The sequence below is a fragment of the Arthrobacter sp. CAN_A212 genome (assembly GCF_015752345.1).
GTDB lineage: Bacteria > Actinomycetota > Actinomycetes > Actinomycetales > Micrococcaceae > Arthrobacter_D.
Window position 1 is genome coordinate 337782 of the sequence record NZ_JADOUT010000001.1, and the last position, 22970, is coordinate 360751.

Below are 22970 nucleotides of genomic sequence, written 5' to 3' on the forward strand. Positions count from 1 at the left end.
GGCCCTGCCCCGGGTCACGCCCAGCGCGGAAGCAGCGCCAGGACCACTGGAAGCACTCCCAGGCAGATGAAGGCCGGCAGATAGCACAGCCCCAGGGGAACTACCAGGCGAACACCGAGGGTCGCGGCACGCCGTTCTGCCTCACCATTTCTCCGGCGCCGCAACAGTGCGGCGTAGGAGTGAACCATCTCGGCCGAGGATGCACCGGTCAGCGCGGAGAATCGCAGCGCATCCCTCAGTTCCGCCAGCACCCGACGGGTGGGGGGATCTGCTTGCGACAGCGCTGAGTTCCAGGCCGCGTCCCAGTCCGCTCCGAGGGTGAGAGCCCCCGTTACGCGCCTGAGCCCCCACGCCAGGCGCGGCGGGCAGGAGCTGGCAAGCGCTCCCAGCGCATCCCCAACCGGCGCGCCCGCAACCAACATTGCCCCCAGCAGGTCGATCATCACGGCCGGGTCGAGCGGATGGACCGCTTCCTCGGGATGATCACGGTCGCGGAATGGGTGCCACCCCTGTCGCCGACCGGTGCGCGACGGATTGAACTCCACGCCTGAGACACCGCCGGAGTACCCACCTTCGGAGTCCAACGCCGCGATCCGGAAGCGAAATGAGCTGGCCAGCAGCCAGAAACCGGTGAAGGCCAGGAGGAAGACCACCACACCGGTCATCCCGACTCCTTTCCCGCTGCGGCGACCAGCCGTCCGGACCAGAACCGGCCCAGCAGCATCAGCAAGACTCCCGCACCCAACACCGTTACTCCGGCAGTCGATCCAAAGAGAACGGCGAGCGGCTGAAGTCCGGTCAGATAGCCCAGCCCGAGTCCGACCACGGGTAGCCAGCCGAGCAACTTGGCCGTCGCCGTCGGACCCGCCAGTGCGGTCGCCCGTGCTGATGCCGAGTCGAGTGCAAGGTCGAGCTGGGACGCGTATCGACTGAGGACCTCGGTCAGCGGTGCGCCGCTCCGTTCTGAAACCTCCAGACACACTGCCAGATCCCGCCATAGGCCGGCGCACACCGAGGGTGGCGTTCGCGCCCGACCGGGCCTGAAGCCGCTGGACCTGGGTGGCTCGGCGGCCGCGGCCCGAAGCACCTCCGGGACACCCGCGCCGATGGCTGCCGCCTGCTGGGCGGCACTCAGCACGGGTGCCGCGAAGTGGGCGAAGCCGGCTGCGGCCCTTCGCCCGTTGCCGTCGTCGGTCGCCGGGTAGAGCAGGGCAATGTCCTGCCACAGTTGGTGCGGTGACCTCCCGACCTGCAGCAGGGTGGTGAGTTGATGCACGAACAACGGCAACTCTGCCGGATCGACGGCGGCTGGCCGCGCGGAGCGCCTCCAGCCGATGACCCCGCTGGTCCGCCGAGGAACCAGACCGTCGCCACCGTCGGAGGGGAGGGCAAGGATCAGGAAGCTCGCCAACAGGAGAGCGCCGACCATGGTCCCGGTCATCGGGACGGCCCGTGCCCGAGCAGGTTTTCCAGCCGGGGCCAGCCGGGTGCCCGGTCGCACCCGCCGGCACTCCGGAGCAGAGCCGGCCGCACCACCAGGTGGCTCGCCTCGTCCAGTTCCACGAGGCCGATTGCTGCGACCCGGCGGCCACTGATGGTGCGTACCAGATGCACGACGACGTCGAGGGCACTGGCCGCCTGCAGGGTGACGGCTTCGCGGCTCAATCCCGCCAGCGATCCCAGGGCCGTCAGACGCGCCGGGACTGTTTCAGCCGAGTTGGAGTGAATCGTTCCGCCGGCACCCGAATGGCCGGTATTCATCGCGGCCAGCAGTTCCCGGACCTCGGCTCCACGGCACTCGCCGACAATCAACCGGTCCGGTCGCATCCGCAGCGCCTGCCGGACGAGCTCTGCCAGGTCCACGGTTCCGGCGCCCTCCACATTGCCGTGACGACACTGCAGCGGCACCGTGTGGGGATGCCGCGGGGTCAACTCCGCCGAATCCTCGACGGTGATCAGCCGTTCGGTGGGGGCACTCAGCGCCAGCAGAGTCGACAGCAGGGTGGTCTTGCCGGTGCCGGTGGCGCCGCTGATCAGAAAGTTGAGGCGCTGTTCCACCACCGCGCGCAGTACCTCCGACATTTCCGTCTCGAGGGTGCCGGACCGGGTCAGCTCCCCCAGAGTGAACTCGCGGGGGCGCTGGATGCGGATGGACAGCAGCGTTCCGCGATTGGAGACGGGGGTGAGGACAGCGTGCACCCGGAACGTCCTGAACCGGACGTCGGCGCAGGGGTTGCCGTCGTCGAGCCGCCGCCCACCCGCCGAAATGAGCCGAACGGCCAGCGACCGTACCTCGGCGTCCGCGTCGAAGCTCACCGCGGCGCGTCTCAAACCGTCGGTGCCGTCCACCCACACCTCGTCGGGCCCGTTGACCAGGATGTCAGTGACCATGGGGTCAGCGAGAAGGTGCTGCAACGGCCCTAATCCCTGCAGCTCGGCCTGCACCCGGTCCACGGTGCGGAGGGTCCCCGCGGACCCCAGCAGCTTGCCGGTCGACTGGACCGCCGCTGCCAGGCGGGCACCGGTCAGTGGGAGCTGATCCGCCAGGACGGCCTGGCGCACTTCGCTGACCATTGACCTTCCGACGTCGCCGGGTAGGCGGTCGCCAGGGCGGATCGCCGGCCGGTCGGTCATCTCCGTGCCCGCCCAGCCAGGTCCGGCAGCGAGGCAAGGAGGGCGGACGTGAGCCGCCGGAGAGACCGCTGGGACCCAAATTCCAGCAGCCGCCCCTGATGTTCGGCGGTGTGCACGCCGCGCAGTTGGGGAAGGTAGCCACCCAGCGGTAGCCCGGTGAGCTCAGCCACCCGGTGTGGGTCCAGCCCCGAAACCAGCGGGCCGCGGGCGACTACCGAGCCGGGCAAGTGCTGGGTCTGGTGCGCCAGGGAGCGGGCTGCCGCAATTGATCTGGCACGGCCCGGAACCAGCAGCACTACCGCGTCGCAGACCTGCAGCAGCGGCCCGCCTGCCGGCCAGCCCGACGGCAGATCGACAACGGTCAGCGTGAAGGCGGTGCGGACGGCATCCACCACCGACGGCGCGGCCGGGGAAGCAAGGATGTCGGACTCGGCTGCACCGGCTCCGCTCATGGACAGGACTGAGACACCCGACACCGTGGGCAAGGCGCCGACCAGCTGATCGGGATTGAGCGTGCCGCTGACTTCACCCAGGTCCTCCCACCGCACACGCGGCCCCCGCCCGGCCCCCAGCGCCAGATCCAGCCCTCCCCCACCAGGGTCCCCATCGAGGAGCAGGGTGGATCGGCCGGAGCGGGCGGCGGCGAGCGAGAGCCAGCAGCTGAGGGAACTTGCCCCAGCCCCGCCCGTGCTGCCCAGCACTCCCAGCAGATGACCTGCCGGACCCCGGGTCCGTAGTGCAGCGAACCTCCCGGCCAGCCAAGGTGCCGCGGCCGGCAGCAGCGCGACCTGTGACGCGTGGATCCGTGACGCCACTTCCCACGCGCTGGTCTCCTCTCCCTGCAGCCCCACCAGGATCAGGTCACTGTCCGACGTCGGCCCAGTCGCACCGATGTCGGTTCCCACCAGCAGGACTGCTGGCTGCTGCATCCGTGCCTCGGACAGCGTCCCGGTGACCGTCAGCTCAAGACCCGCGGCAGCTGCCACCCGTGCCGTCTCGTCGCGGATGCGTTGCGAGCCAGTCACAAGCGCCGCACCCCCGTCGTCGGGTGCCGGGAGCCACGGTTGGCCAGTTGTCATGCCCTTAGCGTGCCGCGGGAAGCAGCGCTTACCCTGACTGCTCACTGCCAATGTGGACAAAGCGTCCGACGTCGCATCCGGTGGAGGAGGAGTGCCAACGGCTGCCCCTGCCTGTGCAGGAGGTAGGGCTTCGCAGGGGAGAATGTAGTCATGTATGTAGTTGTCTCAGCGCCATCCCCTCGAGGGGCCGAGGCAGCCCCATCGCCGGGACCTCCGGATGCCGCGTCAGCTGTGCAGATGGCGGTGTTGCAACCCGCCAATGGAACAGGGGCCCCCAGGGGTGACGCAATCGCCGTCGGACAGGGTGACTTCCCTGCAGCGGTCCGCCACTTCGAGGGACAGAGCGTGCGGTGGGTGTGGGAGGCCACCCGCGTCTGGTACCCGGCCCTGCTGGCGGCGGGGATCAGTGTTGAACGCTGCCATGATCTGAGCCTGTCCCGGGAGATCCTCCGCAACTCCAGCTTCAGCGCCGACCTGCCCTACGTGACGGACCTGCGGGACCGAGCGGACGCACCGGACCAGCAGCCCGCCCGGCAGCTTCCGCCGCTCCCTGAACAGGCCGGCCAGTTCAGCCTCTTCGACACACCCAGCGCCCCCAGCGGTCCGGGCCCCGAGGCTGTCCTCGCAGAGTTCCGCCAGCAACAACAGGCAGTGTCCACCGGCAGCCAGCCCCAGCGGCTGGCGTTGCTGCTCGCCGCCGAGTCCGCCGGTGCACTGCTGGCCGCGGAGATGGAGGCGGCGGGGATCCCCTGGCGCCGCGACCTGCACGAAAAACTGCTGGAATCCGAGCTGGGTCCCCGACCCCGCGAGGGCGCACGACCACGCGAGTTGGAGCGGATAGCGGGCGAGTTGCGCGGTCATCTGAACAATCCCGGGTTCAACCCTGATTCGCCGCAGGAGCTCCTGCGGGCCCTACACCGGGCCGGCATCGAGGTGGCCAGCACCAAATCCTGGGAGTTGGAGCAGCACCGCCATCCCGCGATCGAACCGCTGCTGCGCTACAAGAAGCTCTCCCGACTACTGACCGCCAATGGCTGGACCTGGCTTGACGCCTGGGTGCAGGACGGCCGCTTTCGGCCCGAGTACGTCGTCGGAGGCGTGGTGTCCGGCCGGTGGGCCTCACGGGGCGGCGGGGCGCTGCAAATCCCCAAACAGATCCGCGACGCCGTCCGCCCGGACCCCGGTCACCGTTTTGTGGTTGCCGACGCCGCTCAGCTCGAACCGCGGGTGCTGGCCGCGCTGGGCCGCGACTCGGCGTTGGCGACGGCCGCCCGGGGGAAGGACCTGTATCAGGGGATTGCCGAGCAGGGCTTCGGCGACCGGGCGAAGGCGAAACTCGCCATGCTCGGGGCCATGTACGGAGCGACCACCGGCGAATCAGGACGTCTGATGCCGCAGCTGGCCCGCACCTACCCCCAGGCGATACAGGTGGTGGAGGGTGCAGCGCGCATTGGCGAAGCGGGCGGCGTGGTGACCAGTTATCTGGGCCGGGGCTGTCCCCCCGCGACGGATGCGTGGGTGGCCGCCCAGCAGACCGCCAGCGCCGATGAGCAACGCCGGGCGGACAACCTGGCCAGGTCGCGCGGCCGGTTCACCCGTAATTTCGTGGTGCAGGCCACCGCTGCGGAATGGGCGCTGTGCTGGCTGGCCGAGCTCCGCCGCGAGCTGCGCGCGGCGGCAGTGCCCGCTCCGGTGGACCAACTGGTGTTCTTCCTTCACGACGAGGTGATGCTCCATATCCCCGAAGCACAGGTCGACGAGGTCTGCCGCCTCGTGACGGCGGCGGCCCAGTCGGCGACCCGGCTCATGTTCGGCGACATCCCGATCGAGTTCGCCGTCAACGTGATGGTGGTGGACTCCTACGCCGATGCCAAGTGACAGCCCCTGGTTAGAGCGGCGCCGGAATCACGGCGGAGGCGTCCCAGGGAATGGTCCACCCGAGGTCATCGAACAGGCCGTCCAGCAGCATCGCGGTGAAACCCCACACCGTGACGTCACCGACCAGAAAAGCCGGGGTCGTCCACCTCACGCCGTTCCTGCTTCCGACGACCGACCGTCGACCCGCAGGATCAAGAAGGTCTGCGACCGGGAGGCGGAACACGTGTTCGGACTCCGCCTCGTCGACGGCGGTGACCGGTGATTGCCGGGTCCACCACGCCAGCACCGGGGTGACCAGAAAATTGCTGACCGGGAGCCCGGATTCCGGGAGCGGCCCGAGCACTTCGATGCCGCCCGGGTCGACGCCGGTTTCCTCCCGGGCCTCGCGGAGGGCTGCCGCAACCGGGCCGTCGTCGTCGTCATCGATCCGTCCACCGGGGAAAGCCACCTGGCCGGGATGATCGGTGAGCGACCCGGACCGCAACACCAGCAGGATGTCGAGGTCCTCCGGCACGGCTGACGCCTGGAACTGCGCGGGCCGGTCGTCGAGTGCACCAAACAGGATCAGGACGGCAGCGTGGCGCGCCGACGCCGGGTCGACGCCGCGCAGAGTCCCGCACAGGTCAGTGGACCGTGCCGCGAGGTCCAGCAGTTGTTCCCGGGCGCTCATGGTCCGAGGCTGTAGCCGGCGGCCTGCAGTTCGCGTCGCGTTGCGCCATCCTTCATGAGGCGCAGCAATTCTTCCCTGCCGGGCGCCAACTCGTATTTAAGCGCTTTGGTGGCCTTGACCGGGTCCACCTCGCCCTCGCCGTAGGCGGGGCAGAGCGTCGCCAGCGGACAGGCGCCGCACGCGGGCTTCCGTGCGTGGCAGACACGCCGGCCGTGGAAGACCACGTGATGGGACAACTGGGTCCAGTCCTGCGGCTCGAACAGGCGGGCGACGTCGGCCTCCACCTTGACGGCGTCGTCGGAATCGGTCCACCGGAAACGCCGCGCCAGCCGCCCGAAATGGGTATCGACGGTTATCCCCGGGATGCCGAACGCATTGCCCAGCACCACATTCGCCGTTTTCCGCCCCACCCCGGGGAGAGTTACCAAATCCTCCAGCCGCGCCGGCACGACGCCATCAAACTCGTCGACCAACCGGGTGGACAGCGCCAGCAGACTCCTCGCCTTGGCACGGAAGAACCCGGTGGGCTTGATCAGCTCCTGCAGGAGTGTTTCGTCGGCTTCCGCCAGGCTGCGCGCGTCAGGGTAACGGGCGAACAGTGCGGGCGTGGTGAGGTTCACCCGCACATCGGTGGTCTGGGCTGAGAGCACTGTCGCGATGAGTAACTCGAACGGGTTCGTGAAGTCGAGCTCCGGGACGGCGTACGGGTATTCCTCCGCCAACCGTCGGTGGATCCGACGTGCGCGCCGCTTGACCGCCAGCGGCGAAGGATCCACCCCGACGGCGGGTGTCCTGCTGACCACCGTGCCTAGCCGTCGCTCGGGGCGCGCTCGATGTTGCTCAGGTCCCGCATGACTCCGACGCGGCCGGTGCGCTTGTCCTGTACCAGGAATTCCTCACCGCGATCCTCGATACCCACTTCCCAGTCACCCGGACGCAGGACAAACAGTTCTACTCCTGAGGCCTCGTCCACCACAGGGCGGGGGGTTCCTACCGCGAACCAGAATGCCTCGACCACGGGGCCCTCGTCCTCCGATTTGGTGGCCGAGATGGACTCGTGGTTTCCGCTGCCGCGGTGCTCCACCACCGGCTGCGCGGTGGTCGCTGCGGCTGCAGCGGCTGTTCCGGCGGCTGTTCCGGCGGCGGCTGCAGCGCCGGCGCTGGCGCCGGTGCTGGCGGCGGTTCCGCCGGAGACGGCGTCCTGCCGGCCGGTGTCCGCCGAGGCCTGCTCCGCTGGGCGGGATCCGGCGTTCGTTCCGGTACCCCGGTCGGCGTCGCGCTCTGCGCGCTGGTCCCCGGTGGATTCCCGCTGTTCGGTGGATTCCCGCTGAGCAGTGGCCGCGTCACCGTTTCCGGCATTCGTCGGTCCGGTTGGGGTGGTCGCCCCGGCTGGAGTGGCCGTCCCGGCTGGTGCTGCTGAACGAGCTGGTTCCTCTTTGTCGGAGGACGACGTCGCCCCGGCAGGCTTCGCTGAATCCGGCGACTTCGCCGAATCGGCCGACGTGGCGTAGGGGGCGAAGTCCTCGTCGGCGAACCGGGGGTAGCCCGAGGAGTCGGCGTCGGAAATTTCCTTGTCCTGGACCCCGGGAACCGCAGCGACCGAACTGTCCAGGTGGGCGTCGGGGGTGCTGCGGGACGGATCCGTGGCTGATGCTTTGGCAGCAGCTCCGAACCCGAGCTTGTTGCGCAGCGCACTGCCGGGCTTCTTCGGGGTCCCCGGCTGGCGGCCTTCCGCTGGTGATCCCGCGGGTGACCCGGCGGTGGTGCCGGCGGTGGTGCCAGCGGCAGCAGCGGCAGCACCTGTCCTTCCGGCTCCATCGCTCCACTGGGTGACCTCTTCGGCCGATTCAGACTGGGTGGCCGTGGCCATGGGTGCCTTCGGTGCCTTGGGTGCTTTGGGCTTGGCCGGCAATACCTTCCGCGCCACGACATGGGCCTCGGCGGACGGACGACCGGCGAAGTCGACCGCAAAACCGGGCAGATGCGGTCCACCGACCGTCGCCGCCAGCATCCCGAGCGAACCGATCAGGCAGATCAGGGGCCCGTAATGGAAGGAGGTGACGGTCTGCAGGAAGAAGAAGGCGGTGGCCAGCACGGCGACCACTGAGGCGAACTGGTCGACCGACAGGGAACCGACCCGCGTGTCCGTGCCGAGCCGCCGAGCCGTCAGCAGGCCTGTGGTGGCGATCGGCAGCACAATCCCAATAGCCAGGAAGAACAGCGAGGACGAGTTCCAGAGGTTGCCGAACCGCCCCATGGCTTCGAAGAAGGGTAGAACCGAACCAATGAAGATGACCAGGACCGACCCCCCGATCACCGTTTCGCGGAGCGTGAACGGCCCAGCCACCGCCTCGCCGCCGGTCCTCCCGGTCTCGACGCGGGTGCTGCCACTGGTGCCGGAACTCCGGCCGGTCTGCGGATCTGTCATGTCGAAATTCCATTCGTCGCGGCGGCCGGGCAGGCCGCAGTCGCCAGCGTTCTCTTCTCGCACCAGCCTAGCCACCCCACCCCTCCTTCACTAGCCATTCGGCGGTGCGCCGACCCCGCGTGCCGCCGCTCACCGCAGAATCTCTGCCTTTCACATCTGGGAGTGTGAGCGCGCGCACATTTTCATCGCATCCCCGGTTAGTCTGATCAGCAGTATCGCGGTGCGGCGTGCCGGTTCGAACCGTGTGGCTCACCGCCCCAGAGAGATCATCGGCAGAAGAAGGGTAGAACATGTCGGAGAACACCCAGACCACCACCCAGGGCGACGCATTCGAGAACCTCCTCCTGGAGGAGCGCAGCTTCCCTCCGACCGAGGAATTCGCCGCCAACGCGGTGGCACAGCCGTCCTTGTACGAGGAGGGCAAAGCCGGCCCGGAGTTCTGGGCCACCCAGGCGAGGGCACTATTGAGCTGGGATGAGGACTTCACCGAAGCCCTCGACTTCTCGGACGCACCGTTCGCCAAGTGGTTTGTCGGTGGCCGGATCAACGCCGCCTACAACGCGCTGGACCGCCACGTCGAGGCGGGCCGCGGAGACCGCGTGGCCATCCACTTTGAGGGCGAGCCGGGCGACACCCGCTCCTACACGTATGCGGAGCTCACCGAAGAGGTCAAGAAGGCCTCCAACGCCTTCCTGTCGCTCGGCGTGGAAAAAGGCGACCGGGTGGCGGTGTATCTGCCAATGATTCCCGAAGCAGTCATCACGATGCTCGCCTGCGCCCGGATCGGCGCCGTCCACTCGGTGGTCTTCGGCGGCTTCTCCGCCGACGCGCTCCGCAGCCGGATCGACGACGCGGAAGCCAAACTGGTGGTCACCGCGGACGGCACCTACCGTCGCGGCAAGCCCAGCTCGCTGAAGCCCGCCGTCGACGGCTCCCTGGAACGTGAGGGCCATACGGTCACCAACGTGGTGGTCGTCAAGCGCAACGGTGAGCCGGTCGAGTGGACCGAGGGCCGGGATGTGTGGTGGGACGACGTCGTCGGCACCGCCTCCCCCGATCACACCGCCGAGGGCCACGACTCGGAGCACCCGCTGTTCATCCTGTACACCTCGGGCACCACCGGGAAGCCCAAGGGCATCCTGCACACCACCGGCGGTTACCTGACCCAGACGGCCTTCACCCACAAGAACACGTTCGACCTCCGGCCGGAGACCGACGTGTTCTGGTGCACGGCCGACGTCGGCTGGGTCACCGGGCACAGCTACGTCGCCTATGCGCCGCTCGTCAACGGCGCCACCCAGCTCATGTACGAGGGCACACCCGACACCCCGCACCAGGGCCGCTGGTGGGAGTTGGTCGAGAAATACAAGGTGTCGATCCTGTACACCGCGCCGACAGCTATCCGGACCTTCATGAAGTGGGGCCGCGACATCCCGAAGAAGTACGACCTCAGCTCCATCCGGGTCCTCGGCTCCGTCGGCGAACCCATTAACCCCGAGGCGTGGATGTGGTACCGCGAAATGATCGGCGGCGGCAGCGCACCGATCGTGGATACGTGGTGGCAGACCGAGACCGGCGCGCACATGATCGCCCCGATGCCGGGTGTCACCCACACCAAGCCGGGCTCCGCTCAGGTGGCGGTGCCGGGCATCTCGGTGGACGTTGTGGATGAGATGGGGCAGTCGGTCCCCAACGGTTCGGGCGGGTACCTGGTGGTCCGCGAACCGTGGCCGTCAATGCTCCGTGGCATCTGGGGCGACCCGCAGAGGTTCAAGGACACCTACTGGTCCCGCTTCGACAACATGTACTTCGCCGGCGACGGCGCGAAACGCGACAAGGACGGCGACATCTGGCTGCTGGGCCGGGTGGACGACGTCATGAACATCTCCGGTCACCGGCTCTCGACCACGGAGATCGAATCGGCACTGGTAAGCCACCCCTCGGTGGCGGAGGCCGCCGTCGTGGGCGCGTCCGATGAGATGACCGGTGAGGCAGTGGTGGCGTTCGTGATCCTGCGTGGCTCCGCCGTCGACGACGACGACATCGTCACCACCCTGCGCAACCACGTGGGCAAGGAGATCGGTCCGATCGCCAAGCCACGCAACATCCTCGTGGTGCCGGAACTGCCGAAAACCCGCTCGGGCAAGATCATGCGCCGCCTGCTCAAGGACGTGGCCGAGGGCCGCGAGGTCGGCGACTCGTCGACCCTGTCCGACCCGACGATCATGGCCCAGATCGCGCAGTCCCTCAGGAAGTAGCCCCCACGGCCCCACCCTTGACCGGGCACCCGGTGACGCGAATGCAGCACGCTGCAGGCGCGTCACCGGGTCTGGGGGACTGATCTGCCGGACCCACCCTCAGGGGAGGCCGGCGCGGGATGTGACCTGCATCCCGGTGGGGTGTGATCTTGTCCGGAATAGATGGCGTAGCCCCTCGGCCGCCGAGGACAATTTCCAAGCGTGTCTACTACTACTGCCCCCGCGATCCCCGGGCCTCCGCCAGCCGCCAACCGCAAGATGGCCAGGAAGTCCGCGGCCGCCTCGTTTGTTGGCACCACCCTTGAGTCCTACGACTTCTACGTCTTCGGAACGGCCGCCGCCCTGGTATTCAACCAGGTGTTCTTCACCTCCCAGGACCCGCTGGCCGGAACCCTGTCGGCGTTTCTGATCTTTGCGATGGGTTTTGTGGCCCGCCCGCTGGGTGCCATCCTGTTCGGACACCTCGGCGACCGGATCGGCCGCAAGAAGACCCTGATCTGGACCATCGTGCTGATGGGGCTGGCCACCGGATCCGTGGGGTTGCTCCCGGACTACAGTGTGATCGGCGTGTGGGCTCCGATCCTCCTGACCGTCCTGCGGCTCCTGCAGGGGCTGTCCCTCGGCGGCGAGTGGGGCGGATCCATCCTGATCGCCACCGAACACGCCGAGCCGCGTAAACGGGCGCTCTACGCCTCAATTCCCCAGCTCGGCTCCCCGGTGGGCACCATGCTCATCTCGCTTGTGTTCCTGATCCTTGCGGTGGCTGCACCGGACGTCATGACCACCTGGGGCTGGCGCATCCCGTTCCTGCTCGCGTTCCCGTTCCTGGGTATCGCGCTCTACCTGCGGCTCGCCATCGACGAGACACCCGTGTTCAAGTCGACGGTGCAGACCCAGTCGCGCGCCAGCATCCCGTTCTTCGAGGTGATTCGCCGCCAGCCGGCAGCGATCGCCGTCGCCGCCGCCGCAGCCGTGCTCGGCATTGGCTCCTACTTCCTGATGGTGTCCTACACGCAGGCCTACGGTACCGAACGGTTGGGGCTGGAGCAGGCGACCGTCCTGAACGCCGCACTGATCGGCTCGCTGCTGCAGCTGGCGACCATCCCCGCCTTCGGCTACCTCGCAATGAAGATCGGCTCAGCCAAGGTGGTGGCCGGTGGTGCGATCGGCACCGCTCTGATCGCGTTCCCGCTGTACTGGGTGATCAGCATCGCTGACGCGCCCACCTATACCGCCGCCATTCTGCTGGGCGGCATTCTGCCCACGGCAAGCTGGGCCGCGCTGGGCGGGTTGATGGCGGATCTCTTCGAGCCGCGCACCGGCTTCACGGCCCTCTCATTCGCGTACAGCCTGGCAGCCATCGTCGCCGGTTTCGCACCCTCGATCACCCAGCTCCTCGGACAGGCCACCGACGGCGCCTGGTGGCATCCCGGTATTGTGCTCGCGGTAATGAGCCTGGTGACGGTAGCCGGCGCGCTCGCGGCGGTCCGCTTGCGCCGGAAGTCCCAGGGGGTTGAGCCTGCCGCCACCGTTGCGGCAGACGTTAGCCACTAACCCCGCCCGGTGTCGGGCAGCCCGGGGGCGTGGGGCATAGTTAAGCCATGCCGAAGACCACCACGCTCCTGATCATCAACGGACCCAACCTCAACCTGCTGGGCACCCGTGAGCCGGCCACGTACGGGACCGCCACGCTGGCCGACGTCGAGGCCGTCGCCGCCGACGTCGCCGGACGGCACGGCTGGGCTGTGACCTGTGTGCAGTCCAACCACGAGGGTGAGCTGATCGACGCCATCCACGGCGCCGCCGGCACCGCTGACGGCATCGTCCTGAACGCCGGGGCCTACACCCACACCTCGGTCGCACTCCGCGACGCGATCGCCGCCGTCGGCCTCCCGATGGTCGAGGTCCACCTCAGCAACGTCCACCGGCGCGAGGAGTTCCGGCACCACTCCTACCTCTCAGGCGTTGCCGAGGCGGTCATCGTCGGCGCCGGGATCAGCGGCTACCGGTTCGCGGTCGACCTGCTGATCGAGAAACTCTCGTCCGGATCCGCTGGTTAGAGCCCGATATAGGGGACGATAGGACCATGATCGACATCACACCCATTGACGGCGACACGTTCGACGCCCCGCTCCTTGAGGTCAAAGACCTTGCCGTAACCTTCAGTACCACCTACGGTGACGTGACAGCGGTGGAGAACGCCAGCTTTACCCTGCGGCGCGGCAAGACCCTGGCGATTGTCGGTGAATCGGGATCCGGCAAGTCAACGACGGCGATGGCATGCATCGGCCTGCTGCCCTCGAACGGCCGCGTCACCGGCGGGAGCATCCAGTTCGAGGGACAGAACCTCGTGACGCTGCCCGAAGCAAAAATGCGCGCGATCCGCGGGCGGGCCATTGGACTGGTCCCCCAGGACCCGATGTCGAACCTCAACCCGGTCACCAAAATCGGCACCCAGGTGGCCGAGACCCTTCTGGTCCACGGAATGGCGACCAAGAAAAACGTGAAGGACCGCGTCATTGAGGTGCTCACGGCCGCCGGATTGCCGAACGCCGGCGACCGGGCCAAACAGTACCCCCATGAGTTTTCCGGCGGCATGCGCCAGCGCGCCCTGATCGCCATCGGAATGGCATGCCAGCCGCGGCTGCTGATTGCCGACGAGCCGACCAGCGCTCTCGACGTCACGGTGCAGCGGACCATCCTCGACCAGATCGACCAGATGACCGAGCAGTTGGGCACCTCAGTGCTGCTGATCACCCACGACCTCGGCTTGGCGGCTGAACGGGCCTCCGATCTCGTGGTGATGCACCGCGGCCGGGTGGTGGAGACCGGTCCGGCGCAACAGCTCCTCACCGACCCCCAGCACCCCTACACCCAGTCACTGGTCCGCGCGGCGCCCAGCGTGGCAGCCGTCCGCCTCCAGCCGGGAACGTACCACGCCGACGCCGCCCAGCGCGTCGAAGCGGCGGACGCGGCGTTCGCCGAACACCAGACCGAGGCACCCACGGAAATCGCTGCGTCTGCGACAGCGGGCCGGAACATCGTAGAGATCCGCGACCTGACCAAGGTGTACAAGCGGCGAGGCAGTTCCGAGGACTTCTACGCCGCGAAGAACGTCACCCTGGATGTGCCCCGCGGCCAGACCGTCGCCATCGTTGGTGAATCAGGATCCGGGAAGACGACGACGGCGAGGATGCTCCTGAAGCTCATCGAGCCGACGTCGGGCACCATGACCTTCGACGGGATGGACGTGGGGACGCTGGATAAGGCGCAACTCGCGGACTTCCGGCAGCGGGTTCAGCCCATCTTCCAGGACCCCTATTCCTCGCTGAACCCGATGTTCACCATCGAGCGGATCGTCGAGGAACCCCTCAACGCGTACAAGCGGGGATCCAAGAGTGAGCGGCGGGCCCGGGTCCGCGAGCTGATGGACCAGGTGTCGCTGCCGCAGGCCGCGCTGCGCCGGTACCCGTCGGAGCTCTCCGGTGGGCAGCGGCAGCGTGTCGCCATTGCCCGTGCGCTGGCGCTGAAGCCCGAGCTGATCATCTGCGACGAGCCGGTCTCCGCGCTCGACGTCCTGGTGCAGGCCCAGATCCTGAAACTGCTCGGCGATCTGCAGGCTGAGCTCGGCCTGAGCTACCTGTTCATCTCGCACGACCTGGCTGTGGTCCGCCTGATCTCGGACTACGTCTGCGTGATGAAGGACGGCGAGCTGGTCGAGGCGGCGAGCTCCGAGGAAGTGTTCCAGAACCCGCGCCACCCGTACACGAGGAAGCTGCTCGCATCCATCCCGGGCAACGAACTGAACATCGCCTAGAACTGCCCTGATCAGCACAAGACCCCCGGCACCGATGGTGCCGGGGGTCTTGTGCTCCCTCTCCGTCCCGCTACTTTTTCCGGGTCTTGGGATCCAAAGACTCGCGCAGCGATTCGCCCAGGAGGGTAAAGCCCAGGGCTGTGACGGCAATACAGATACCCGGCAGGAAGGCGAGCTGCGGCGAATTAGCCAGTTCAGCCTGCGCGTAGGTGAGCATCCGCCCCCACTCGGCCGTTTGCGGTCTGCCACCGCCCAGACCAAGGAATGACAGCGCTGCGGCGTCAATCACCGCGGTGGCGAGGGTCAGGGTCGCCTGGACAATCACCGGCCCCACACTGTTGGGCAACAGGTGGCTCATGGTGATGGTGGAGCGGCTCAGTCCAAGCGTCTGGGCAGCAAGGATGTAATCCGAGCCCCGCTGGGAGAGCATCGACGCCCGAAGTAGCCGCGCAAAGATGGGCACCTGTGAGACACCGATCGCGATCATCACCGCGTAGGGTCCCTGGCCGAGGATCGCCGCGATACTGACCGCGAGCAGAAGGTTCGGCACCGAGAGCAGGATGTCCACGAACCGCATGATGACGCTGTCCACCCAGCCACCGAGGCCGCCAGCAAGCAGCCCCAGGATCATGCCGCCCACGAGGCCGAGCGCGGTCGAGACGACGCCGATCAGCAGTGACGCCTGCGCGCCCCAGATCAGCTTGCTGAGCAGGTCACCACCGAACCGGTCGAGCCCCAGCGGGTAGGCGTCAAGCTCGCCGGGCCCAGGGATGTTGGTGGGGGTGATTTCCGTCCGGCCCGGCAGTTCGTCACCGCCATACGGGGCTAGCACCGGCGCCAGGATAGCGACCAGCAGGAACAGTCCCACGATGACGGCCCCAGCGATGGCCTGCGGGTTCTTCTTCAGCCGCCGGAAGGCGTCTTTCCAGAGGCCGGTTCCGGCGCCGTCGGGAATCGTCGGCTCGGTGGGCGTCGGTTCGGCGGGTGTCGGCCCACCGCCGGCGGACGGAGGCAATGTTGTACTCAACTCACACGCACCCTTGGATCGATGATGCTGTAGGAAATGTCAACGATGAGGTTGATCACCGCGTACAGGATGGCAATGATGATGATGAATCCTTGGAGGACCGGATAGTCGAGGCCGAAGATCGCGTCACGCAGGAACCTGCCGATCCCGTTGAAGGCGAAGACCGTCTCGGTGAGCACTGCACCGGAAATCAGCAGACCCACCTGCAGGCCGATAGTCGTGACCACGGGGAGCATCGCGTTGCGGAGGATGAAACGGTTCCGGATGGTCTTCTCCAGCAGGCCCTTGGCGCGGGCGGTACGGACGTAATCGGCGTTCTGGACCTCGAGGACCGACGCTCGGGTGATCCGCACAATGATCGCGAGCGGAATGGTGCCCAGGGCGATGCCCGGCAGGATCAGGTGCTGAAACGCATCCCAGGCCGCATCCCATTCACCGGTAAGGATGCCATCCAGTACATAGAAGTCGGTCACATGGGTGGCGTCCATCCGGGGATCCTGGCGGCCGTCCGGAGGGAGGATGGGCCATTGGATGGCGAAGAGGTACTTCAGGATGAAAGCCAGGAAGAAGACGGGGACGGTGATACCGAGCAGGCTGAGGACAACAGAACCGTGATCCACGAACCGGCCGTAGTAACGGGCGGCCACGTAGCCCAGCGGGATACCGATGCCGATCGCGAAAATCAGGGCAACGATGGTGAGTTCGACGGTGCCGGGGAACCGGGTGGCGAATTCCTCGAGCACGGGGCGACCGGTGTTGATCGAGGTACCGAAGTCACCCTGCAGCAGCTTGCCCATATAGGTGAAGTACTGGGAGATGATCGGCTCATTGAAGCCGTAGAGCTCATTGACCCTTTCCACCGCTTCAGGGGTGGCCCGTTCGCCCAGCAGGGCGGTGGCCGGACCGCCGGGAAGATTGCGTACCCAGAGGAACAACAGGATCGACAGGCCGATCAGAGTGGGTACCAGCAGCGCAAGGCGCTTACCAATGACGCGTAGCACGGGGTCCTTTCAGGAACGGATCAAACACTTGTCCAACGAACAACAGGAGAGCCGGGCCTTGTCGGCCAGGCTCTCCTGTCATCAATAGGTGTTACTCGTTGAGTTCGATCATGTTGAAGACCTCGTCATTGACGGGGCTTGCCGGGTACGAGTCAACACGTGGGGCGAAAGCCAGCGAGGGTGCGGGGTGGGCCAACGGGATCGCCGGGTTGAACTCGGCAATCTGTTCGTTGATCTCCTCGTACGCCGTCGTCTGTGCTTCGCGGTCGGTCATACCGCGTGCCTCGTCCAGTGCCGCGAACAGCTCGGGATTGTCGAAGCCGAACTCGAGCTTCTCCTGCCCGAAGAACACACCGATGAAGTTGTCCGTGTCGTTGTAGTCACCGGTCCAACCGAGCAGGTGGATCCCATGATCGGTAGTGCCCTGGATCTTGTCCAGGTAATCGGGGGTCCACACATCAGGAGCAGGCGTGGCAGTGATGCCGACAGCTGAGAGCTGATCGGTCAGGTTGGTGAAGACCTGCTCGGGGGTTGGCATGTACGGCCGCGACACGTTCGTCGGGTAGTTGAACTCGACGTCGAAGCCGTCAGGGTAGCCTGCCTCTTCCAGCAGTTCGATGGCTCGTTCGGGATCGTACTCGTAGGTGGTCACCTCGTCGTTGTAACCGTCAACAACGTCAGGAATGAACTGGGTGGCCAGCTGCGTTCCTTCGGGAAGCGTCTGGTCGATCAGTGCCTGCTTGTCGATGGCGTGGTGGATCGCCTCGCGGACCAGAGGATCGCTGAGTTCCTCGACCTCATGGTTCAGGCCCAGGTAGAGGATCGTGAACGGATCGCGGGGGACAATCATGAATCCCTCGTCCTCAAGGGTGGGGATGTCGGCAGGCGAGACGAGGTCGAATCCGTCGACCGTGCCGGCCTGCAGCGCCTGCGTGCGCGCCTGAGGGTCATCGATCATGCGGAAGATGATGGTCTGCACATCTCCCTGCTCGCCCCAGTAATCCTCGTAGGCGGACAGCTGCAGCTGTTCGCCGACATCCCAGGAGTCGAACTTAAACGGTCCGGTGCCCACCGGGTTACCCTCGGCGTACTCGCTGAGGGCTGGCGCCTCGGCGGAGCCACCGATGTCATCGGCTGCAAACTCCTCGAGCGCCGTCGGGCTCTGCATAGCGAACGCCGGCAGCGACAGCGCGGGGACGAACCCGGCGAACGGCTGCGCGAGCGTGACCGTCGCCTCAAGGTCACCGTTCACCTCACAGGATTCGTAGACCGCTGCATCAGGTGAATCAGCGAAGCCGCGGAACAGGTTGTTGTAGTAGTACGACACCGACGGCGCCTGGGCAACCCCGGTCCAGTTGTACCAGCGGTCGAAGTTGAAGCAGACAGCCTCGGCGTTGAACTCGGTGCCGTCATGGAACGTGACGCCTTCCCTCAGCGCGAAGGTGGTCGACAAGCCGTCCTCGGAGGTTTCCCAGGACTCGGCGAGCAGTGGCGCGGGGTCGGCGGTGCCGGGCTCGACGCCTACGAGGCCCTCAAAGAGTTGACGGCTGACCCGGAAGGTCTCGCCGTCGCTGGCAAATGCGGGGTCGAGGGACGCGGGATCGGCCGACGCAGCGAACACGAACGTCGAATCGACAGTCGCCTCACCGCCGTCGGCGGTCTCGTCGTCCCGCTGGCTTTCGACGCAACCGGAAAGCAACAGCGCACCGATTGCCAATCCAGCCGTGACCACAGCGGCCCGCTTTTTCGCGGGGCGTGAGCTGCGCGGCGGTGTGGCGCTTTCTTGCATGTTGAGCTCCTCATGTACGAGTGCGGAGGCAGTACACGTGACGTGATGCCCTGACAGCTCCGCGCGAGCGGAGCAATCTGTGGAATGAGCCTATCCCTGAGGAAGGTTCCTGATGGGATTTACATCACAGATGAGGTTACGATTTGGTCACGCGTTGGCGTCTGCACACGCGGGCGCAGACCGGCTGGGGTGGCCGTTCACCCAGCACTGGCGGAGGGACTGGCATGGTGGAGAAACTCGACACGGCGGGATGGTACCGGCGTTTCGCGCTCGTCGAGACCCGTGGATACTCGCCGACCTATGACCGGTGGTGCACTGGAATCAGCGAGGACCCGCGCCTCCTCGCCCTGCTCGAGGACCTGCCGGCCGCCAAGAGGCAACCGAACCTCCTGCTCGGTGCCGCCCGGTTCCATGGGGCCCCGGCGACGCCCTACCCCCAGTTCCGCGCGTTCCTTCTGGACCACTGGTCACAGCTCAGGGAGACGATGCTCACCCGCAGCACCCAGACCAATGAGGCGGGCCGCTGCGCGGTCCTGCTTCCGGCGCTCGCGAGGATCGCGGCTGCCGAGGGACGCCCGCTGGCGTTGCTTGAGGTGGGCGCTTCCGCCGGGCTGTGCCTGTACCCGGACCGGTATGGCTTCGCGTACGACGACGGCCCGGTCCTGTCCGCCGGCGCAGTCCCGGATGCGCTGGTCATGGATTGCACCACGACAGGCCACCCGCCCCTGCCTGCCTCGCTGCCCCGGGTGAGCTTCCGTGCGGGCATCGACCTGAATCCGCTGCAGGTGGGGAACGATGACGACGTCGCCTGGCTGGAAGCACTTGTCTGGCCTGAACACACCCGACGACGGGACCGGCTCCGCGCCGCCATCGAGGTGGCCCGCCGGGAGCCGCCACTGCTGGTCCGGGGCGACCTGACGGTCGACCTGCAAGCCCTGATCCAGCGGGCCCCGGCGGACGCCGTCGTCGTCGTGTTTCACAGCGCGGTGCTGGCGTACGTCGAGGAATCCGGCCGGGAGGCGTTCCGGGACACCATGCTCAGGCTGACGGCCGACCGGAGCCGGCCAGTGCATTGGCTGTCCAACGAGGGCTACGGGGTGCTGCCCGGCGTCGAGGGGGCGCTACAGAAGGCTGACGGTGAGGTTGATCGACTGTTTGTGCTCGCACACAATGGCCAGGCAGTCGCACGTACCGGAGGGCATGGCCAGTCGCTTCACTGGCTGGAGTGAGCCGCAGATCGCGGTTGCACTGCCCGAATGTCAGCGGCGGTTGCACTGCCCGGCGGAAACGGTATCGGTGAACGCCCCGGCCTGTTCTGCGATCGGGCGCAACTCCCCGAGCGTCAGTGCGTATCCGACAGGAGCATCCTGGGTCGATTTCGCGAAGATGACACCGGCGACCCGGCCCTGCAGATCCAGCAACGGCCCGCCGGAGTTCCCCTGCTGGACGTTCGCCGCGAGGCTATACACGTTCACCGAGGACGGGTCGGCGCCGTAGATGTTCGCGACCAGAACGTCGCTGCGATTCTGGATGCTTGCCGGCTGGATCTGGAAGGGTCCGCCCGCGGGGAACCCTGCAAACGCGGCGGTGTCGCCGATCGAGAGGTCCTCCCCGAGCGGCAGTGCCGCCCGGTCCAGGCCATCCACGGCGAGGACAGCGAGGTCGCGGACGGCGTCGAAGTGGACAATCCGTCCGGGCAACGCTCCCTCACCGGGGATCTCCACGACCGGCTCGTTCACCCCGGCGACGACGTGCGCGTTGGTCACCACCCGACCGGGGGCGATGATGAAGCCCGAACCGGTCTGATTCTGACCGCACTGGAACGCCGTCCCGGCAATCCGGAGCACCGATTCGGAGGCAACGGCCAGCTCGGGGGTATCAACCGCCGCGTCCGGCACCGGCGCCGGAGCAGCAGGAGCGACACTTTCGAGAAGGGTGGGGATACCGTCGTCGACGGCGATGGTGCGCAACTCGGCCATCCAGGTGCGCACGGGGGCAGGGGTGAGGTTATCGATCGTGCGAATGACCTGGGAGGAAGCGATGGACTGGGAGAGGAACGGCACGCCGAGGGTGCCGATGCTGAAGGCGAGCATCGACATCACCAGCGCCGCTACCACCACGTTCATTGCCCCGCCCAGCAAGCGGTCGACTGTCCTGATGGGGCGGAAATCGAGGGCCCGCCGGATGCCGGAGCCGATCCGAGATCCGATTGCTTGGCCCACCACCACCAACACCAGGGCGGTAAAGATGATTGCGGGGAGCCGCCAGGCGTCGTCGGGCACCCACTCGCTGACCAAGGGGATGGCGAAGAAAGCTGCGACTGCCCCGGCCACGAAACCAGCGATTCCCCCGAGTGTCACCAGGAAGCCATTCCGGAGCCCGGCGACAAGGTATCCCAGCAGCGCGAGCACCAGCAGGATGTCCAAGATGGTGAAGTCCGGCACGTACGCTCCCTGATCCTTGAGAGGCGCTCCGCCTCCGTTATACAGGCGAGTCTATCGGGCGGTGCTGACAGTCCCCTGAGCGGGAAGGCCGCACTGTGTGACCCTGCTGTTTCCGGTCTCCAAACCCTCCGTTGACCCCAAATGGCAGGCAAATCGGCTATTCCGACGGCGAACACGCGTGTAGCAGGTGTCACAAGTTCGTTATGTACGGCAAGATGGAATGAGCCGACAACTATCAGGAGAATTCATGGACATCGAGGTACTGCGCCGCGCGCCACTCTTCGCTTCGCTGGGCGACGACGTCTTCGCCGCGCTCACCGATGAGCTGACCGAAGTGGATCTCTCACGCGGGGCATCGGTCTTCCGCGAAGGCGATCAGGGCGACCAGCTGTATTTCATCGTGTCCGGCAAGATCAAGCTCGGCCGCACCGCCCAGGACGGCCGCGAGAATCTGCTGGCCATCCTCGGCCCGGGCGAATTGTTCGGTGAGATGGCGCTGTTTGATCCGAGCCCACGAACCGCGACGGCCACTGCTGTTTCCGAGACACGCCTCGCCGGGTTGAAGAACGAGAATCTGCGTACCCTTCTGGAAACGCGTCCCGAGGTCTCCGCCCAGCTGCTGCAGGCCCTGGCCCGCAGACTGCGCCGCACCAACGAGTCCCTCGCCGACCTGGTGTTCTCTGACGTTCCTGGCCGTGTCGCCAAGGCCCTGCTGGATCTGGCCGACCGATTCGGCCGGCCGGCAACGGATGGGATTTTAGTTGCGCACGAACTGACCCAGGAAGAGCTAGCCCAACTGGTCGGGGCCTCCCGCGAGACGGTCAACAAGGCGTTGGCCGAGTTTGTGCAGCGGGGATGGCTGCGCCTGGAAGCACGCGCCGTCGTCATCCTGGACATCCAGCGCCTGCGGCAGCGCAGCCGCTAACACCACCTCCTTCAGGACGTTGTGATCCAGACGCTCACCTTTGCTTGAAATAACCCTTGGCTGGAGATTCTACAGAGCGTAGAATTCTTTCACGCACTGTGCGGAACGGGATGATTTCCATCATCCGCCGCCATGCAGGGTTTACCTCATGTGCAAAGGAGCACAACCATGATTCCTGATGACCTGACCCAGAGCCAGTTCGACACTGTCTACAACTTGCTCTCGCTGGTTATTGCTTCACAGCTCTTCACGGCCGTCTTCCTCATTCTTGTGCTGCCGCGCGTCCTTCCCCGGTACCGGCAGGCAATTGTCATTGCGGCAATAGTCTGCGGAATTGCCGCGTACCACTACTTCCGGATCTTTGACTCATTCAAGGACGCTTTCATCACGGACGCCGTCGGTGGTCGTGGAACATATTTGCAGGCCGAGGGCGCGTCGTTCAACGAGGGATACCGGTATGTTGACTGGTTACTCACCGTGCCGCTGCTGCTGGTAGAGCTGATTGCTGTTTTGGCTCTCGCACGAAAAGTGCAGACCAGCCTGCTGTGGAAACTGGTTCCCGCTGCCACTCTGATGATCCTGCTCGGGTATCCAGGAGAAATCAGCACCTCTGACGGAACGCGCGTCCTGTGGGGGATCCTCTCCACCATTCCCTTTATTTTCATTCTGTACGTATTGTTCGTCGAGTTGACGAAGTCGCTTGATCGCCAGCCCCCGCAGGTTCGGGCGCTGATCAGCCGTCTCCGGATCCTGCTCCTGGCAAGTTGGATCGTCTACCCGCTCGCCTATGCGTTGCCACTCCTTGGCATCTCGGGCGCCGACGCCTGGGTCCTGAAGCAGGGCGGGTACTCCATCGCGGATATTGCAGCCAAAGCGGTCTATGCCCTGATCATTTATCGCATCGCGAGGCTGAAGTCCTACGCTGACGACCCCGAATTCGCGCGGATCGAGGAAGGACATGAGCCCATCGGGGAACCGGAGGTGTCCCGCAAGCCGCGCTAGGGTGTCCTACTCCGGGCC

At 66.5% G+C, this 22970-nt stretch carries 19 protein-coding genes; 8 read left to right on the top strand and 11 right to left on the bottom strand.

The genetic code is table 11. The features are described from left to right. Nucleotides 1-14: 14 nt before the first annotated feature. The 4 genes from IWX64_RS01670 to ssd are packed head-to-tail and all read right to left on the bottom strand — an operon-like array spanning nucleotide 15 to nucleotide 3713. Nucleotides 15-665, bottom strand: a complete 651-nt coding sequence (locus IWX64_RS01670; RefSeq protein WP_196865398.1) for a type II secretion system F family protein — start codon at nucleotides 663-665, stop codon at nucleotides 15-17. Next, complete coding sequence (locus IWX64_RS01675; RefSeq protein WP_196865399.1) at nucleotides 662-1429, bottom strand: type II secretion system F family protein; 768 nt, start codon at nucleotides 1427-1429, stop codon at nucleotides 662-664. Before IWX64_RS01675 ends, IWX64_RS01670 begins: the two co-directional genes overlap by 4 nt. An 8-nt stretch (nucleotides 1430-1437) precedes the next feature. Next, complete coding sequence (locus tag IWX64_RS01680) at nucleotides 1438-2634, bottom strand: TadA family conjugal transfer-associated ATPase (RefSeq protein WP_334683093.1); 1197 nt, start codon at nucleotides 2632-2634, stop codon at nucleotides 1438-1440. Next, the gene (gene ssd / locus IWX64_RS01685) at nucleotides 2631-3713 is read right to left on the bottom strand and encodes a septum site-determining protein Ssd (protein ID WP_196865400.1); all 1083 of its coding nucleotides are present in this window, start codon (nucleotides 3711-3713) and stop codon (nucleotides 2631-2633) included. Before ssd ends, IWX64_RS01680 begins: the two co-directional genes overlap by 4 nt. A gap of 150 nt (nucleotides 3714-3863) precedes the next feature. Here ssd and IWX64_RS01690 point away from each other — a divergent pair, with 150 nt between their 5' ends. Further along, nucleotides 3864-5591, top strand: a complete 1728-nt coding sequence (locus IWX64_RS01690; RefSeq protein ID WP_196865401.1) for a bifunctional 3'-5' exonuclease/DNA polymerase — start codon at nucleotides 3864-3866, stop codon at nucleotides 5589-5591. 10 nt (nucleotides 5592-5601) lie between these two features. Here the strand turns inward: IWX64_RS01690 and IWX64_RS01695 are convergent, their stop codons facing one another. The 3 genes from IWX64_RS01695 to IWX64_RS01705 are packed head-to-tail and all read right to left on the bottom strand — an operon-like array spanning nucleotide 5602 to nucleotide 8764. Then, a complete protein-coding gene (locus IWX64_RS01695) occupies nucleotides 5602-6261 on the bottom strand; it encodes an NUDIX hydrolase (protein WP_196865402.1) in 660 nt (219 codons plus the stop codon). Further along, a complete protein-coding gene (gene nth, locus IWX64_RS01700) occupies nucleotides 6258-7064 on the bottom strand; it encodes an endonuclease III (protein ID WP_334683096.1) in 807 nt (268 codons plus the stop codon). Before nth ends, IWX64_RS01695 begins: the two co-directional genes overlap by 4 nt. 5 nt (nucleotides 7065-7069) lie before the next feature. Next, entirely contained in the window at nucleotides 7070-8764 is a 1695-nt protein-coding gene (locus IWX64_RS01705; RefSeq protein ID WP_196865403.1) for a hypothetical protein, read from the bottom strand. Between the two features lie 215 nt (nucleotides 8765-8979). On the opposite strand from IWX64_RS01705, the gene acs reads away from it, so the two are divergent. From acs to IWX64_RS01725, 4 genes are all read left to right on the top strand, one after another. Next, a complete protein-coding gene (gene acs, locus IWX64_RS01710; protein ID WP_196865404.1) occupies nucleotides 8980-10947 on the top strand; it encodes an acetate--CoA ligase in 1968 nt (655 codons plus the stop codon). 201 nt (nucleotides 10948-11148) lie between these two features. After that, nucleotides 11149-12501 (top strand): MFS transporter, encoded by a 1353-nt coding sequence (locus IWX64_RS01715; RefSeq protein WP_196865405.1) that lies wholly within the window; start codon nucleotides 11149-11151, stop codon nucleotides 12499-12501. Between the two features lie 47 nt (nucleotides 12502-12548). After that, on the top strand, nucleotides 12549-13007 hold the full coding sequence (gene aroQ, locus IWX64_RS01720; RefSeq protein WP_196865406.1) for a type II 3-dehydroquinate dehydratase: 459 nt from the start codon (nucleotides 12549-12551) through the stop codon (nucleotides 13005-13007). Nucleotides 13008-13033: 26 nt separating this feature from the next. Continuing rightward, a complete protein-coding gene (locus IWX64_RS01725; RefSeq protein WP_196865407.1) occupies nucleotides 13034-14764 on the top strand; it encodes a dipeptide ABC transporter ATP-binding protein in 1731 nt (576 codons plus the stop codon). A 70-nt stretch (nucleotides 14765-14834) separates the two neighbouring features. Here the strand turns inward: IWX64_RS01725 and IWX64_RS01730 are convergent, their stop codons facing one another. The 3 genes from IWX64_RS01730 to IWX64_RS01740 form a co-directional block, all read right to left on the bottom strand. Next, a complete protein-coding gene (locus IWX64_RS01730; RefSeq protein ID WP_196865408.1) occupies nucleotides 14835-15791 on the bottom strand; it encodes an ABC transporter permease in 957 nt (318 codons plus the stop codon). Further along, nucleotides 15788-16792 (bottom strand): ABC transporter permease, encoded by a 1005-nt coding sequence (locus IWX64_RS01735; RefSeq protein WP_196865409.1) that lies wholly within the window; start codon nucleotides 16790-16792, stop codon nucleotides 15788-15790. Before IWX64_RS01735 ends, IWX64_RS01730 begins: the two co-directional genes overlap by 4 nt. 91 nt (nucleotides 16793-16883) lie before the next feature. Continuing rightward, nucleotides 16884-18581, bottom strand: coding sequence for an ABC transporter substrate-binding protein (locus tag IWX64_RS01740; protein ID WP_334683098.1), 1698 nt, complete (start codon nucleotides 18579-18581; stop codon nucleotides 16884-16886). Between the two features lie 224 nt (nucleotides 18582-18805). Here IWX64_RS01740 and IWX64_RS01745 point away from each other — a divergent pair, with 224 nt between their 5' ends. Continuing rightward, nucleotides 18806-19810, top strand: a complete 1005-nt coding sequence (locus IWX64_RS01745; protein WP_196865410.1) for a DUF2332 domain-containing protein — start codon at nucleotides 18806-18808, stop codon at nucleotides 19808-19810. Nucleotides 19811-19840: 30 nt separating this feature from the next. On the opposite strand, the gene IWX64_RS01750 is transcribed toward IWX64_RS01745, so the two are convergent. After that, a complete protein-coding gene (locus IWX64_RS01750; protein ID WP_196865411.1) occupies nucleotides 19841-21025 on the bottom strand; it encodes a MarP family serine protease in 1185 nt (394 codons plus the stop codon). A 247-nt stretch (nucleotides 21026-21272) separates the two neighbouring features. Between IWX64_RS01750 and IWX64_RS01755 the strand changes: the two genes are divergently transcribed. Both IWX64_RS01755 and IWX64_RS01760 read left to right on the top strand, forming a co-directional pair. Next, nucleotides 21273-21950: a Crp/Fnr family transcriptional regulator gene (locus IWX64_RS01755; RefSeq protein WP_019483148.1), complete on the top strand. Its 678-nt coding sequence runs from the start codon at nucleotides 21273-21275 to the stop codon at nucleotides 21948-21950. Between the two features lie 168 nt (nucleotides 21951-22118). After that, nucleotides 22119-22952 (top strand): bacteriorhodopsin-like, encoded by an 834-nt coding sequence (locus IWX64_RS01760; RefSeq protein WP_196865412.1) that lies wholly within the window; start codon nucleotides 22119-22121, stop codon nucleotides 22950-22952. Nucleotides 22953-22970 lie beyond the last annotated feature (18 nt).